Annotated in this window: 13 protein-coding genes and 3 tRNA genes; all 16 read right to left on the bottom strand. The window is 60.3% G+C overall.

All coding sequences use genetic code 11. The annotated features are described in order from the left end of the window. Positions 1-39: 39 nt before the first annotated feature. Positions 40-1,416, bottom strand: coding sequence for a diaminobutyrate--2-oxoglutarate transaminase (locus tag ACYZT5_RS00745; RefSeq protein ID WP_462052359.1), 1,377 nt, complete (start codon positions 1,414-1,416; stop codon positions 40-42). A 355-nt stretch (positions 1,417-1,771) separates the two neighbouring features. Next, positions 1,772-4,195 carry a TonB-dependent siderophore receptor gene (locus ACYZT5_RS00740; RefSeq protein ID WP_462049350.1) on the bottom strand — a complete coding sequence of 808 codons (2,424 nt, stop codon included), beginning with the start codon at positions 4,193-4,195 and terminating at the stop codon, positions 1,772-1,774. 67 nt (positions 4,196-4,262) lie between these two features. Continuing rightward, a complete protein-coding gene (locus ACYZT5_RS00735) occupies positions 4,263-5,213 on the bottom strand; it encodes a FecR domain-containing protein (protein WP_462049349.1) in 951 nt (316 codons plus the stop codon). Then, a complete protein-coding gene (locus tag ACYZT5_RS00730; protein WP_462049348.1) occupies positions 5,210-5,719 on the bottom strand; it encodes a sigma-70 family RNA polymerase sigma factor in 510 nt (169 codons plus the stop codon). Before ACYZT5_RS00730 ends, ACYZT5_RS00735 begins: the two co-directional genes overlap by 4 nt. Before the next feature lie 340 nt (positions 5,720-6,059). Then, positions 6,060-6,136: transfer RNA gene (locus ACYZT5_RS00725), tRNA-Asp, on the bottom strand. Positions 6,137-6,229: 93 nt separating this feature from the next. After that, positions 6,230-6,306: transfer RNA gene (locus ACYZT5_RS00720), tRNA-Asp, on the bottom strand. A gap of 54 nt (positions 6,307-6,360) precedes the next feature. Further along, positions 6,361-6,436: transfer RNA gene (locus tag ACYZT5_RS00715), tRNA-Val, on the bottom strand. Between the two features lie 159 nt (positions 6,437-6,595). After that, positions 6,596-7,372, bottom strand: coding sequence for an SDR family oxidoreductase (locus ACYZT5_RS00710; protein ID WP_462049347.1), 777 nt, complete (start codon positions 7,370-7,372; stop codon positions 6,596-6,598). Next, the gene (locus ACYZT5_RS00705) at positions 7,369-8,580 is read right to left on the bottom strand and encodes an O-succinylhomoserine sulfhydrylase (RefSeq protein ID WP_462049346.1); all 1,212 of its coding nucleotides are present in this window, start codon (positions 8,578-8,580) and stop codon (positions 7,369-7,371) included. The genes ACYZT5_RS00710 and ACYZT5_RS00705 overlap by 4 nt, the downstream gene beginning before the upstream one ends. 78 nt (positions 8,581-8,658) lie before the next feature. After that, positions 8,659-10,164 (bottom strand): amidophosphoribosyltransferase, encoded by a 1,506-nt coding sequence (purF, locus tag ACYZT5_RS00700; RefSeq protein WP_007935163.1) that lies wholly within the window; start codon positions 10,162-10,164, stop codon positions 8,659-8,661. Positions 10,165-10,205: 41 nt separating this feature from the next. After that, entirely contained in the window at positions 10,206-10,766 is a 561-nt protein-coding gene (locus tag ACYZT5_RS00695) for a CvpA family protein (protein WP_462049345.1), read from the bottom strand. Between the two features lie 98 nt (positions 10,767-10,864). Then, the gene (locus ACYZT5_RS00690) at positions 10,865-11,524 is read right to left on the bottom strand and encodes an SPOR domain-containing protein (RefSeq protein ID WP_462049344.1); all 660 of its coding nucleotides are present in this window, start codon (positions 11,522-11,524) and stop codon (positions 10,865-10,867) included. Beyond that, complete coding sequence (gene folC, locus ACYZT5_RS00685; RefSeq protein WP_462049343.1) at positions 11,508-12,815, bottom strand: bifunctional tetrahydrofolate synthase/dihydrofolate synthase; 1,308 nt, start codon at positions 12,813-12,815, stop codon at positions 11,508-11,510. Before folC ends, ACYZT5_RS00690 begins: the two co-directional genes overlap by 17 nt. After that, positions 12,812-13,732 carry an acetyl-CoA carboxylase, carboxyltransferase subunit beta gene (gene accD / locus ACYZT5_RS00680; RefSeq protein WP_033061847.1) on the bottom strand — a complete coding sequence of 307 codons (921 nt, stop codon included), beginning with the start codon at positions 13,730-13,732 and terminating at the stop codon, positions 12,812-12,814. The genes folC and accD overlap by 4 nt, the downstream gene beginning before the upstream one ends. Before the next feature lie 233 nt (positions 13,733-13,965). Further along, positions 13,966-14,592, bottom strand: coding sequence for a phosphoribosylanthranilate isomerase (locus tag ACYZT5_RS00675; RefSeq protein ID WP_462049342.1), 627 nt, complete (start codon positions 14,590-14,592; stop codon positions 13,966-13,968). A 63-nt stretch (positions 14,593-14,655) separates the two neighbouring features. Then, positions 14,656-15,480: a tRNA pseudouridine(38-40) synthase TruA gene (gene truA / locus ACYZT5_RS00670; protein WP_462052358.1), complete on the bottom strand. Its 825-nt coding sequence runs from the start codon at positions 15,478-15,480 to the stop codon at positions 14,656-14,658. Positions 15,481-15,737: the final 257 nt, after the last annotated feature.

Genomic DNA, 15,737 nt, shown 5'->3' with positions numbered 1-15,737 from the left:
CTATTCAGCGAGTTATTTACACAACTTCAATTGATTCATTCAAGGGCGCAACTGCAATAAAGCTGCCGCCACGGCGTTATCAATACGCTGGATCACTTGCTGGCATTGTTCATCGTCGATAATCAATGGCGGCAACAAGCGGATGATATTGCCCTTGCGCCCGCCGCGTTCCAGCAATAGGCCTTGTTTGAAGCACTGTTGCTGAATGGCCACAGCCAGCGCCGGGTCCATCGGGAAATGCCCGTGACGATCAGCCGGCTGGCGCTCGTCGACGATCTCGATGCCCAGCATCAGGCCGCGACCGCGCACCTGGCCGAGGGCCGGATAATGCGCCTGCAACTCGATCAGTCGGTCCTTGAGCCACTGGCCACGGCGCTCGGCCTGGGCGGCGAGGTTTTGCTGTTGCAGCACCTGCAACGTGGCCAGCCCGGCGGCCATGGCCATCTGGTTGCCGCGGAAGGTGCCGGCGTGGTTGCCAGGCTCCCAGGCGTCGAATTCACGACGGATGCCCAGCACCGCCATGGGCAAACCGCCACCGACCGCTTTGGACATGACGATCAGGTCCGGCTCGATGTCGGCGTGTTCGAAGGCAAACATCTTGCCGGTGCGGCCGAAACCGGTCTGCACTTCGTCGAGGATCAGCAAGATGCCGTGCTTGCGCGTCACCTCGCGGATCGCCCGCAGCCAGCTCGCCGGGGCACAGTTGACCCCGCCCTCACCCTGCACCGCTTCAAGGATGACCGCCGCCGGCAGTGACACGCCGCTTTCGACGTCTTCGATGAACTGGGTGAAATAGTGGGTCAAGGCCTCGACCCCGGCCTCACCGCCAATGCCCAGCGGGCAACGGTATTCGTGGGGGTACGGCATGAACTGCACCCCGGGCATCAGGCTGGCGATGGCATTTTTCGGCGCGGTGTTGCCGGTCAGGGCCAGGGCGCCGTGGGTCATGCCATGGTAGGCCCCGGAGAAACTGATGATGTTGTTGCGCCCGGTGTAGGTCTTGGCCAGCTTCAGCGCGGCCTCCACCGCATCCGCCCCGGACGGCCCGCAAAATTGCAGGCAGTAATCACGGCCCTGGTTCGGCAACAGGCCGAGCAGTGTTTCGCTGAAGGCGTCCTTGACCACGGTGGTCAGGTCCAGGGTGTGCATCGGCAGGCCTGAGGCGAGGAAGCTGTCGAGGCTGGCCATGACGGCCGGGTGATTGTGCCCCAGGGCCAACGTGCCGGCGCCGGCCAGGCAGTCGAGGTAAGTATTGCCCTCGACATCAGTAACCCAGAGCCCGTGCGCCTTGGCGATGGCCAGCGGCAACTTGCGTGGATAACTGCGGACATTAGATTCGAACTTGCTTTGTCGAGCCAAATAGTCGGCATTGGTTTTTTGCAAAGGATTAGAGTGCAATACGCCATCATTCAACATCGCTTCACCCTCGTTAAATTCGATATGCAACTTATTCTCATTAACAAGTTGTTGCAACTAATTCTTACAACCGATTTGGAAATTTACATATAGCGATTTGAACTATTTTAAAAATAATCAGACACGCAAAAAACCAAGTTAATAAACCTGGTATGAACTCCGGAAGTGCCATGATCTAGCCATGATCATTTAATGCAACTGACAACTTCGGTATAGGCTACCGACAGATAGCGACTTATACGCAAGTGTCTTGAATGTTCATTAACTGATGGGGTGCATATGTCCTTCCACTATATGAAACAGGTCATGGTCCAACGATGGCGCCCCGATCCCTGGGGCGCATGACACGGGTGGATCAGAAGTCAACGGTCGCCGAAAGGAGGTAGGTGCGCGGGGTCGACAGCGTCAAGCCAGGCTCGCTGTCATCCGAGGCCCCGGCCGAACTCCAGTAGCGCTTGTCCGCCACGTTCTCGACATTGGCACGCAGGGTGATGTTCTTTTCCTCGACCTTGAAGGCGTAACGTGCGCCCACGTCGAAACGCTCCCAGGAGTCGATTTCCTTGTTGTTGGACTGGTCCAGGTACTGCGAACTGGAATAGATGCCGCGGCTGGTCAGGGTCAGGCCCTGCACGGTCGGCACGTCCCACTCGGCGCCCAGGTTGACGTTGTATTTCGGCGTGGCCGGTGCCCGGTTGCCGTCGAAGGTGCCATTGGTGGTGTTGCTCAACTCGCTGTCGATGTACATGACACCGCCGAGCAGACGGAAACCATCGAGCGGTTCACCGAACACACTCAATTCCACACCGGTGTTCTCACGCTTGCCGTTCGGGCCGAAGACGCGGGTCGTGGCGTTGGTCTCGTAGGCCGGCTGCTTGATCCGGAACACAGCGGCGGTGACGGCGAACGCACCGGCGTCATACTTGGCGCCGACCTCGACCTGGCGGCTGATGAACGGCGGGAAGATTTCGTCCTCGTTCACCGAGGTCGACGGTGCGATCTTGCCCTGGCTCAGGCCTTCCATGTAGTTGGCATACAGCGACAGCTTGTCGGTTGCCTTGAACAGGATGCCGCCCGACGGCGAAACCTTTTCCTCATCGTAGGCGGTGTCGCCTCTGACGTTATCGGTCCAGTCGTCAACCTTCACGCGCTGCCAGCGAGCGCCGAGGGTCAACAGCAACCGGTCATCGAAGAAACCCAGGGTGTCGGACAACGCCACACCGGTGGAGCGGTTCTCGGTGTAGACCTTCGAATCCTGTCGCGTGGGTCTGACAGGCGTTGGTGTTACCACGGGGTCATAGAGGTTGCTGGGGGCCGCGGCATAGCGAGCACCGCCATTTTCGAAGTCCATGTAGAAATAGCTGGCGGCCAGGTTGACTTCATGGCTCACCGGGCCGGTATGAAACCAGTTGCGCACACCTGCCGTGGCCGTCCGGACATTTTCGTCACGGGTGAAGTCACGTGGCTGAACGCTGAAATCGCCAGCGTCGTTGGTGACCGCAACGGCATGCCGGAGGAAGTCATGGTTACTTTTGCGCGCCCCCACGCCGCCGTACAGCATGACGGAATCGCTGACATCGAATTCGCCGTTCACCGTGCCGAACGTGTCGTTGGTACTCGCCTTGCTCCAGGGCTGCGCATAGTTGTGGCGGACATCGCTGGCATGCGGAACCTGCGCGTTGGCGCCAACTTGCACGCGCTCCTGCGGGGCGTCGGTATCACGCTCAGTGCGCCCGATATCCGTCGAGAGCCGCAGGCGTTCACCGCGAAAATCCAGGCCCAGCACGGCCATCTCGCGGTCGACATTCTGGTGATCCCATTCGGTGTCGCCGGACTGCTTGACGCCGTTGAAACGAAGACCGAACTTGTTGTCCTCACCGAAGCGCCGGCCGACATCCACGGCCCCACCGACCTGGCTGTCGGACGCGTAACTGCCGGTGAACGAAGTGATGGGCTTGTCGGTCGCGCGCTTGGGCACCACGTTGATCCCGCCACCCACACTGCCCCGCGGCGAGATGCCGTTGATGAGCTGGCTCGGGCCTTTGATGACGTCGACGCGGTCGGCCATCTCCATGTCGATCGTATAGGTCGGCAGGACGCCGTAGAGACCGTTGTAGGCGACATCACTGTTGAACAGGCTCAACCCGCGAATGGTGAATTGCTCATAGCGCCCACCCGCCGGGTTGGTGGCGCGAACCGAGGGATCGCTGGCGATCAGGTCGCCCAGGGTACGAGCCTGCTGGTTTTTGACCACCTCGCTGGTGTAGGTGGTCATGCTGAACGGCGTTTCCATGAAGTCTTTAGAGCCCAGCAAGCCTTGCGAACCGCGGCGCGCAACCTGGCCGCCGGCATACGGATCGCCGTCCGCCGAGTCAGTGGCACCGAGAATCGAGGTGGCGCCCAGTTGCAGGCTGCTGCCTTCTGGCTCCGGGGTCAGGATGTACGCCTGCTCGCCCACCGGCTGCAGTTGCAGACCGGAACCCTGCAACAGCCGGGCAAAGCCCTCCTCGACCGCGAATTCGCCGGAAAGACCAGGGCTGTTGCGACCACTGACCAGTGCGGGGTCCACCGAAAGGTTGACCCCGGCTAATCCGGCGAAGCGGGTCAACGCGGCGCTGAGGCTTCCTGCCGGCACCTGATAACTGCGTCGAGGCCCGTCTTCGGCCCAACCGGCAGTGATGAACAACGGACAGGCACTCAGACTCAGCAACAGGCTCAAGTGCAACAACGGGCGCAGCCTGGAAGAACCCAGACGCTTACTGCAGGGCATCACTACGGGCATTGAGAATCTCTCTGATTTAGTTTCACTTGCCTTGAATGACAAGCGACGCGAAAAAAGGGGACAGACCTCAAACAATATTTTTGCGCGGCAGCAACGTAACCCAGTAGCGGGTTCGCCTATGCACCTCCAGCGGCAAGCTGGCCGCCAGCAACGTCAGGATGCGATCGGTGTCTTCCAGGCGGAAACTACCGGTGACTCGCAGTGATTCGAGTTCCGGCTCCCAGCGCAGCACGCCGGGACGATAGGTACTGAGTTCGCGCAGAAAATCGCCCAAGGGCTGGTTCTGCGCCATCAGCACACCGTCCCGCCAACCTGGAGCAAGCACATCAAAAGGCTCTACGGCTCCCGCGCCCATTGCCTGAAGGCTGACTTGCTGGCCGGCACGCAATGAAAAGACCGGTCCGCGCAAAGGCTGCAACTGCACCATGCCCTTTAGCACTGACACCTTGCAGCCCGTCTGCCCCTGACGAACACACACTTCGCTCTGACTGACGACCACTTGCCCGAAGTGGGTCTGGATCGTCAGCGGCGAGGTCCCAGGCACATTCAGCGCTATTTCGCCTTCCACGAGTGTCAGTCGCCGGTTCTTCAGGTCGATATCGACGGCACTCGCGGTGTTCAATTGCAGCGAACTGCCATCGGCCAACTGGACTTTTTTGCCCTCCCCGGTCGCGGTCCGCAGGTCGGCGCTCCAGACATCCAGAGGTAACTGCCGACTGATCAACCAGGTGGCAGGCACCAGCGCCACCGCCCCGACGGCGCGCTTGAGCACCGTGCGCCGACTCGTCTGCGGCCGATCCAGACTGGCCATGGCCAGTGCCGACGGCAGGTCGGCAAAGCGTTGGCGCAAGCGTTGAGCTTTCTGCCAGGCCTGTTCGTGACTGGAATGGCTGTCACGCCAGCTCTGCAACTCGGCACGATCGCGCTCATTGGCGGTGCCGGACTCCAAGAGTGCCAGCCATTGCGCGGCGGCCCGCGCAACCTGCCGGGCATCAGCCGAAGGTGCCGAGCCGATCACAACGCCACCAGCAGGCAATGTTCATAAGCTTGTGCCATGTAGCGCTTGATCGTGCGCTCAGAGACTTGCAGGCGCTCGGCGATGTCTTGATAGCCCAGGCCTTCCAGCTGACTCCAGAGAAACGCCCGTCGCACCGGGGTCGGTAATCCATCGAGCAGTTCATCGAGGGCTTGCAGGGTTTCCAGCAGAATCCAGCGCTGCTCGGGGGACGGTACGCAATCCTCGGGCAGCAGCGCCAGCGCATTGAGGTAGGCCTGCTCCAGGTTGCGACGCTTGTATAAATTGGTCATCAACCGCTTGCCCACGGTCGCCAGGTAGGCACGGGGTTCTTGCAGATCAGCAATGCGCTGGGAGCTGGCGAGTAAACGCACGAACGTATCCTGGCTCAGGTCCGCCGCATCATGGCCATTGCTCATGCGTCGCCTCAACCAGCTTTCGAGCCAGCCACGATGGTCGCGGTACAGGTCGTGGAAGGTTTGCCCCGTCGGCATCGCTGCATCACTCATCTATAGGAACCCTGCGCGAAGAAATATTTTAAATGCGACTCATTCTAATTAGTGTTGAGACTTCAAACCAAGCCCTTTGTGCGGTTTGCACCCAGGAAAAATTTGAACACGCGAATGAGAGGCAGGTATTTCTGCCACGCAGCCACCGGTTAATCAGGGCTGAGCGTTATTGAGGGAAACCGTCGAGAAGGTTGCGGGGCAAAGGAGAAAAGCCAAATCGCAGACACAAAAAACCCCGGTCTTTCGACCAGGGTCTTTGCTATCGACTCGAAGTAGTTACTGGCTTTGCCAGCAGCTCTCTTCGTAGCTCCAAGGCGTTCAGTGGGCCTTGAGGCAGATATGGCGCAGCGGACGGGACTCGAACCCGCGACCCCCGGCGTGACAGGCCGGTATTCTAACCGACTGAACTACCGCTGCGTATCGCTTTGGACTTGCGCCCAATTAACTCGTCTGACTGGAAAGCTTCGAGGCTTTTCAATCTCGAGGCAGGTGAACCTGACTCGGTAAATATGGCGCAGCGGACGGGACTCGAACCCGCGACCCCCGGCGTGACAGGCCGGTATTCTAACCGACTGAACTACCGCTGCGCGTCGGTGGAGGCTTTTAAAGCTTCCATCTTGCTTTCGCAAGACTCTCGGAAGTGGTGGGTGATGACGGGATCGAACCGCCGACATTCTGCTTGTAAGGCAGACGCTCTCCCAGCTGAGCTAATCACCCGTTTGCATCTCCGAGGCCGCGAAATTTACGCAGGTACCGAAGCTAAGTCAATACCCCGCTTGAAGTTTTTCTGAAAAAGACAAAATCAAGTCATTTCCCGCAGCGTTGCCAATGGCCACCTGCAACCTCAAGCCGCAGCTGTCGCGGCCCCTGCCCGGATTACTCGCTGTAAATCATCTTCTTGGTCATGCCGCCATCGACCACAAACTCCTGGCCCGTGACGAAACCGGCGTTCTTCGACAACAGCCAAGCGACCATCGCCGCCACGTCCTCGACCGTCCCTACCCTACCCGCCGGATGCTGGGCATGGTCGGTATCGGTCAGCGGTTCGGCTCGACGCGCGGAGGGGTCTCGTGCATCGATCCAGCCCGGGCTGACCGCATTGACACGGATTTCCGGTCCGAGGCTGATGGCCAAGGCGTGAGTCAGGGCCAACAGGCCGCCCTTGCTCGCCGCATAAGCTTCGGTGTCGGGTTCCGACTGCCCGGCGCGGGTCGAGGCCAGGTTGACGATCGCGCCGCTGTGAGCGCGCAGGTACGGCGCACAGTGCTTGGCCAAGAGCATCGGCCCACTGAGATTGACTGCCAGCACCCGATTCCAGTACGCCAGATCAAGGCTTTCAAGGGTGATGTTGTGCGGATCGGCAACCGCCGCGTTACACACCAGCGCATCCAGGCGCCCGAATTGCCCCAGCACCTCGGCGACACCCAACGCCACCTGCCCTTCGTTCGCGACGTCCATGGCGATGAACCAGGCGTTGTCGCCGAGCACTTTCGCCACTTTCGAACCGCGCACTCGATCAAGATCGGTCAGCACCACCTGCCAGCCTTCGCTGATCAGCCACGCCGCGATACCCAGACCAATGCCCCGCGCAGCACCCGTGACCAGTGCGACGCGGCCATTGGTGCCGCTGGTCGGTGTGGACAACTCGATCACAAGGCAGCCAACCCGCGCGCCAGATCGGCTTGCAGGTCTGCCACGTCTTCCAGACCGACCGCGATGCGGATCAGGCTGTCACGGATGCCCGCGGCTTCACGTTCTTGCGGCGCCAGACGGCCGTGAGAGGTGGTGCTCGGGTGAGTAATGGTGGTCTTGCTGTCACCGAGGTTGGCGGTGATGGAAATCAGACGGGTCGCATCGATAAAGCGCCAGGCGCCCTCTTTGCCGCCCTTGACTTCAAAACTCACGACCGCACCGAAGCCCTTCTGCTGACGCAGGGCCAACTCGTGCTGTGGATGGCTCTTAAGGCCGGCGTAATGGACTTTCTCGATGCCGTCCTGCTGCTCCAGCCACTCGGCCAGTTGCTGAGCGTTGGCGCAATGCGCCTTCATCCGCAGGCTCAGGGTTTCCAGGCCCTTGAGGAAGATCCAGGCGTTGAACGGGCTCAGAGTCGGCCCGGCAGTCCGCAGGAAACCGACGACTTCTTTCATCTGCTCGCTACGACCGGCCACAACACCGCCCATGCAACGGCCCTGGCCGTCGATAAACTTGGTCGCCGAGTGCACGACGATGTCCGCGCCCATCTTCAGCGGCTGCTGCAACGCAGGGGTGCAGAAGCAGTTGTCGACCACCAGCATCGCGCCTTTGGCGTGAGCGATTTGCGACAGTGCGGTGATGTCCACCAGCTCGGCCAGCGGATTGGACGGCGATTCGACGAACAGCAATTTAGTGTTGGCCTTGATGGCCGCATCCCAGCCGGACAAGTCCGCCAGGGGCACGTAATCAACTTCGATGCCGAAGCGCTTGAAGTACTTCTCGAACAGGCTGATGGTCGAACCGAACACGCTACGCGACACCAGCACGTGATCACCAGCGCTGCAAAGACTCATCACCACCGCCATGATCGCGGCCATGCCAGTCGCCGTGGCCACGGCTTGCTCGGCGCTTTCCAGTGCCGCAATGCGCTCTTCGAACGCGCGCACGGTCGGGTTGGTGTAGCGCGAGTAAACGTTGCCCGGCACTTCACCGGCAAAGCGTGCCGCCGCGTCGGCAGCGGTACGGAATACGTAGCTGGAGGTGAAGAACATCGGTTCACCGTGTTCGCCTTCCGGCGTGCGGTGCTGACCGGCGCGTACGGCCAGGGTATCGAACGCTACGCCTTCGAGGTCGCTGTCCAACCGACCGGCATCCCAATCCTGACTCATGCTGTCACTCCTTGCCCTGCTCTTGATATAGAGCGTTTTTAGTCGATACAAAACCGGCCCCTCAGGGCCGGTAGAAACTCAGTTGTTGTACAGATCGATGATCGCACTGACTGCCTGCGTCTTGACCTTGGAGGCATCGTTACGTGCCTGCTCGATCTTGTTCAGGTAAGCCTCGTCAACGTCACCGGTGACGTACTGGCCGTCGAACACCGCGCAATCGAACTTGTCGATCTTGATCTTGCCGCCACCGACCGCTTCGATCAAGTCAGGCAGGTCCTGATAGATCAACCAGTCAGCGCCGATCAGGTCAGCCACGTCCTGGGTCGAACGGTTGTGGGCGATCAGCTCATGTGCGCTCGGCATGTCGATGCCGTAGACGTTCGGGTAGCGAACGGCCGGTGCCGCGGAGCAGAAGTAGACGTTTTTGGCGCCGGCTTCGCGAGCCATCTGGATGATCTGCTTGCAGGTGGTGCCGCGAACGATCGAGTCATCCACCAGCATTACGTTCTTGCCGCGGAATTCAAGCTCGATGGCGTTGAGCTTCTGGCGTACGGATTTTTTCCGTGCCGCCTGGCCCGGCATGATGAAGGTCCGGCCGATGTAGCGGTTCTTCACGAAGCCCTCGCGGAACTTGACGCCCAGATGATTCGCAAGCTCCAGGGCCGCGGTACGGCTGGTGTCCGGAATCGGGATAACCACGTCGATGTCGTGATCTGGACGCTCGCGCAGGATCTTCTCGGCGAGTTTCTCACCCATGCGCAGGCGGGCCTTGTAGACCGACACGCCGTCGATGATCGAATCCGGACGCGCCAGGTAGACGTGTTCGAAGATGCACGGGGTCAGGGACGGGTTGGTCGCGCACTGACGGGTGTGCAGCTTGCCGTCTTCAGTGATGTAGACCGCTTCGCCCGGCGCCAGGTCGCGAATCAGGGTAAACCCGAGCACGTCCAGGGAGACGCTTTCGGAGGCGATCATGTACTCGACGCCTTCATCCGTGTGACGCTGGCCAAAGACAATCGGGCGGATGCCGTGCGGGTCGCGGAAACCGACGATGCCGTAACCGGTCACCATCGCCACGACCGCGTAACCACCGACGCAACGGTTGTGTACGTCAGTGACGGCCGCGAACACGTCTTCTTCGGTTGGCTGCAACTTGCCGCGCTGGGCCAGTTCGTGTGCGAACACGTTGAGCAGCACTTCCGAATCGGAGTTGGTGTTGACGTGGCGCAGGTCAGATTCGTAAATCTCCTTGGCCAACTGTTCAACGTTGGTCAGGTTACCGTTGTGCGCCAGGGTGATGCCGTAAGGCGAGTTGACGTAAAACGGTTGGGCTTCGGCCGAAGTCGAGCTGCCCGCGGTCGGGTAACGCACATGGCCAATACCCATGTGGCCGACCAGGCGCTGCATGTGACGCTGATGGAACACGTCACGCACCAGGCCATTGTCCTTGCGCAGGAATAACCGGCCATCATGGCTGGTTACGATACCGGCAGCGTCCTGGCCGCGGTGCTGGAGGACGGTTAGCGCGTCATACAGCGCCTGATTGACGTTCGACTTACCGACGATACCGACGATGCCACACATGCGACGCAACCCCTACTTAATGGATCTGAACTGAACACAACTCACTGAGGCGTTTTGGCCATCGGCAAGAGGTGCTCCTTGAACGGTATCTCAGCGGGTACGCTGATACCGCTGGCAAGCCACTGACTGCTCCACCCGAGGATCAGGTTTTTGGACCAGTCTGCAACCAATAGAAATTTTGGCACGAGCTGTGACTCTTGCCACCACCCGTCCTGCTGTACCGGCCCCAGGCTCAACAGCCCGACCGCCACGACCACCAGCAACACGCCACGCGCGGCACCGAAGGCCATGCCGAGGAATCGATCGGTCCCGGATAGCCCGGTGACGCGAACCAATTCGCCGATAAGATAATTGATCATTGCGCCTACGATTAACGTGGCGACAAACATGATGGCACAGCCCGTGATCACACGAGCCGACGGCGTTTGGATGTATCCGGTGAGGTACTCGGACAATGAACCACCGAACATCCAGGCAACGACTCCTGCGATGATCCAGGTCACCAGCGATAGTGCTTCTTTGACGAAGCCGCGGCTCAGACTGATCAATGCGGAGATGGCGACGATTGCAACGATCGCCCAGTCAACCCAGGTAAATGGCACAGTGCAGCCTACAGACGGATAAGGCGGCGCATTTTAGCAGAGCCCATGCTTATCGGTAAGCTGCGATTGTCAGTGCATTTCAAATCGAGGCGATAGTTTTAACCGCGCTCAGGCTGAAAACGCACCACAAAACCCTTGAGGTTCTGCTGGCGGCTCAACAAGTCACGCAAGCGATCGGCTTCTGCGCGCTCGATCAGCGGTCCGACAAACACTCGATTCTTGCCGTCGGCAGTGCGGATGTAGGCGTTGTAGCCCTGGCTGCGCAGGGATTTCTGCAGACTTTCTGCACTTGCGCGGCTCGTCAGACTGGCCAGTTGCACCGACCAGCTGACCGACAGGCCATTGGCATCGACGCGGCTTTGAGTCGTGTCCGGCTTGCCCGGCGCAGCCGTGATCGGCTGGCTAGGCGCTGCCGTAGGCTTGGTGACCGGAGCAGGAGCCGGAGCGACCGGTTTGGCGGCAGGCGCAGGCGCCACCGGGACACTTGGGGCAATCGGTGTCGACGACGCTTCTTGCTGAGCGATTTCATCATCACTCGGCACGGGTTCCTGAGGCAGCGCTTGCGGTTCAGGCACCACCACCGGCTCGACCTGCACTTGCGGCATCGAAGGCGCTTGCGGCGCAGCCGGGGCTTCAACCGTCACTTGACGCTGTTCATCCTGACGGGAAAACAGCATCGGCAGGAATATCACCGCCAGCGCCACCAGAACCAGGGCGCCGACCATGCGCTGTTTGTATGCCTTATCCAGCAATGCCATTTGCCGCTTCCTCCGTGGAGCGCCGGGCCAGCCATTCAAGGGCCTCGGCGACACAATAAAATGATCCGAACAACAGAATCTCGTCGTCGCTCGTCGCCAGCGCGCACTGCCCTTCCAGGGCGGCGGCCACGCTGTCATACGATGTTACCGAGGCGCCAAGGTTCTGCAACGCCGCGTGCAAATCGGCAACAGGGCGCGCTCGCGGTGAATCCAGCGGTGCGACAGCCCATTGCTGGACACTAGCATTCAATTCACTGACAACACCATCCAGATCCTTGTCCGCCAACAATCCAAACACCGCCAGACGCTTGCCGACCGGCGGACGGCTGGCCAGACGGCGCGCCAGATACTCGGCCGCATGCGGGTTATGACCCACATCCAGCAACAGGTTCAGGCGCTTGCCCTGCCAGTCGAACTGACGGCGATCGAGACGACCGACCACGCGCGTCGCTTTCAGGGCTTCAATAATCTGTGCATCCACCCAAGGCAAGCCGAGCAACAGGTAAGCCTGTAATGCCAGCGCGGCGTTTTCCATCGGCAGATCAAGTAACGGCAGATCATGCAGCTCAACCACACGCCCTTGAGCGTCAAGACCGCGCCATTGCCAGTTGTGATCGGTGATGCCGAGGTCGAAATCGCGCCCACGCAGAAAAAACGGGCAATTGAGCTTGCGCGCTTTATCCAGCAGAGGTTGTGGAGGATTCAGATCGCCACACAGCGCAGGCGCGCCCTGACGAAAGATGCCGGCCTTTTCATAAGCCACGGACTCGCGGGTATCGCCCAGATAGTCCGCATGATCGACGCCGATGCTGGTGACCAGCGCCATGTCGGCATCCACCACGTTGACCGTGTCCAGACGCCCGCCCAGACCGACTTCCAGCACCACCGCATCGAGACTGGCGTGATGAAACAGCCAGAATGCCGCCAGGGTGCCCATTTCGAAGTACGTCAGGGAAGTGTCGCCACGCCCCGCCTCGACTGCAGCAAAGGCTTCGCACAGCTCAGCGTCGGTGGCTTCGACGCCATTGACCTGCACCCGCTCGTTGTAACGCAGCAGGTGCGGAGAATTGTAGACACCCACTTTCAGGCCCTGCGCCCGCAGCAACGAAGCCACGAATGCGCAGGTAGAACCTTTGCCGTTGGTGCCGGTGACCGTAATCACCCGAGGCGCCGGCTTGCCCAGTCCCATGCGGGACGCTACCTGTTGCGAGCGCTCAAGGCCCATGTCGATGGCCGAAGGGTGCAACTGCTCAAGGTAGGCGAGCCACTCGCCAAGGGTACGTTGGGTCATATGTTGGCAGGTACCGGTGGAACAACAATGGGCTCGATTGGCGCGGCGACGAATTTCGGTGTCGGCAGGCCCATCATTTGTGCAAGCAGATTGCCCAGACGCGGACGCAGTTCCTGACGGTGAATGATCATGTCGATCGCACCGTGTTCCAGCAGGAACTCACTGCGCTGGAAGCCTTCCGGCAGTTTTTCACGCACGGTCTGCTCGATCACGCGCGGACCGGCGAAGCCGATCAGGGCCTTTGGCTCACCGACAATCACGTCGCCGAGCATCGCCAGACTGGCGGAAACGCCGCCGTAGACCGGGTCGGTCAGCACGGAGATGAACGGAATGCCTTCTTCACGCAGACGCGCCAGCACCGCAGAGGTCTTGGCCATTTGCATCAGGGAGATCAGGGCTTCCTGCATCCGCGCACCACCGGAGGCGGCGAAGCAGATCATCGGGCAACGGTTTTCCAGCGCGTAGTTGGCGGCGCGAACAAAACGCTCACCAACGATCGCACCCATCGAACCACCCATAAAGGAGAATTCGAAGGCCGACACCACCACCGGCATGCCCAACAGGGAGCCGCTCATGGAGATCAGCGCGTCTTTTTCGCCGGTCTGCTTTTGCGCAGCGGTCAGGCGATCCTTGTACTTCTTGCCGTCGCGGAACTTCAGACGGTCAACCGGCTCCAGGTCCGCGCCCAGTTCAGCACGGCCTTCAGCGTCGAGGAAGATATCGATGCGGGCGCGGGCGCCGATACGCATGTGGTGATTGCACTTGGGGCAAACGTCCAGGGTCTTTTCCAGCTCCGGACGATACAGCACAGCCTCGCAAGACGGGCATTTGTGCCACAGACCTTCAGGCACCGAGCTCTTCTTGACCTCGGAACGCATGATCGAAGGGATCAGTTTGTCTACTAACCAGTTGCTCATGCTTTCTTTCTCCAGTACCGGCGGCCCGAACGCTTTGGTTCGCAGCCCCGCGTATGCCCTTGAGCTAAATTCATGTGTGTGGCGATGATCGATGGATTGCCGGGTCAGTGAAGCGTGACCTGCGTACAACGCATAAATCCTCAGCCATTCCTGCTTTGTGCAAGTGCAGTTATGGACGGCGGCAGTCTGCCAGCCGTCACATCAACGCCCGATCAAAAGATCGCAGCCTCATTTCACTCGACAGCTCCTACAACCGCTTTAATAAATGCCTGAATCTTTGCGTGGTCCTTGATGCCCTTGCTCGCCTCTACCCCACCGCTGACGTCCACGGCATAAGGCCGAACCCGGGCAATCGCCTCGGTGACGTTATCCGCGGTCAGGCCGCCAGCGAGGATGATCGGTTTGCTCAAGCCTTGCGGTATCAATGACCAGTCGAACGCTTCGCCGGTTCCGCCGGGCACGCCTTCAACATAGGTGTCGAGCAAAATACCGCTGGCGGTTGGATAAGCATCGCAACCGGCCGCGATGTCATCACCGGCCTTGACCCGCAGCGCCTTGATATACGGGCGGTGCCAGCCTTCACAGTCGGCTGCGGTTTCGTCGCCATGGAACTGCAACAGATCCAGCGGCACGGCGTCGAGGATTTCCCCCAACTCGCAGCGGCTGGCGTTGACGAACAACCCCACGGTGGTCACGAACGGCGGCAGCGCCTGGATGATCGAGCGCGCCTGCTGGAACGTCACGGCCCGCGGGCTTTTGGCATAGAACACAAACCCGATGGCATCGGCCCCGGCCTCGACCGCTGCCAACGCATCTTCTATGCGGGTAATCCCGCAAATCTTGCTGCGAACGGACGACATGTCGATAGAACCTCAAGGCAAATCCGAGAAAGTCCCGGATGGTAACAAAAGCGTTCGAGGGCGTCAGCCGTCAAGTTCAGAGAAGCCGGTGAGGAAGTGCGGCCCGATGTAACGCTCGGGCAATTCGAACTCGTCGCGGTACTCGACCTGCACCAGGTACAGACCGAATGGATGCGCCGTCACCCCACCGGAACGGCGAATGCGGCTCTCCAGCACCTCTTTCATCCACTCCACCGGGCGCTCGCCAGCACCGATGGTCATCAGCACGCCAGCAATGTTGCGCACCATGTGGTGCAGGAAGGCACTGGCACGGATATCCAGCACGATCATCTTGCCGTGGCGCGTGACGCGCAGGTGATGCAGTTCCTTGATCGGCGACTTGGCCTGGCACTGGCCAGCGCGGAAGGCGCTGAAGTCGTGGGTACCAACCAGATACTGGGCCGCCTCGGCCATGCGCTCGACGTCCAGCGGGCGGTGGTTCCAGGTGATTTCATCGTTCAGGTGCGCCGGACGAATCTGATCGTTGTAGATCACGTAGCGATAGCGCCGGGCGATGGCCTTGAACCGCGCATGAAAATGCGCCGGCATGACCTTGGCCCAGCTGACACTGACGTCATGGGGCAAGTTGATGTTGGCGCCCATGACCCAGGCTTTCATCGAACGCTCGACTTGAGTGTCAAAGTGCACGACCTGGCCACACGCATGCACGCCGGCATCGGTACGCCCGGCGCAGAGCAGCGACACGGGTGAGTCGGCGACTTTGGACAAGGCCTTTTCGAGCGTCTCCTGCACGGTGAGTACGCCGGAGGCCTGGCGTTGCCAGCCGCGATAGCGCGAACCTTTGTATTCAACGCCCAACGCGATCCGGAAAACGCCGTCGGCCGCCATTTCGGCGGCCGGATTATCTATATTTGCCAAGGAGTGACAGCCTGCTGATGTACGCAAAGGCGGGCATTATAAGGCCGCCGGACCGGGACGCCAGTACAACAGAGGGTACGATGTTGAATGTTAGGGCCTCTTCGCGGGCAAGCCCGCTCCCACAGTGATTTGCGCCGTTCACAAAACCTGTGGGAGCGGGCTTGCCCGCGATGGCGTCCCCACAAACACCATCGCACCACTGACAGAAACAAAAACGGCAGCCTCAA

The sequence above is a fragment of the Pseudomonas sp. LB3P14 genome, from assembly GCF_054898045.1.
This window is presented reverse-complemented; position numbering and strand designations above follow the sequence as displayed.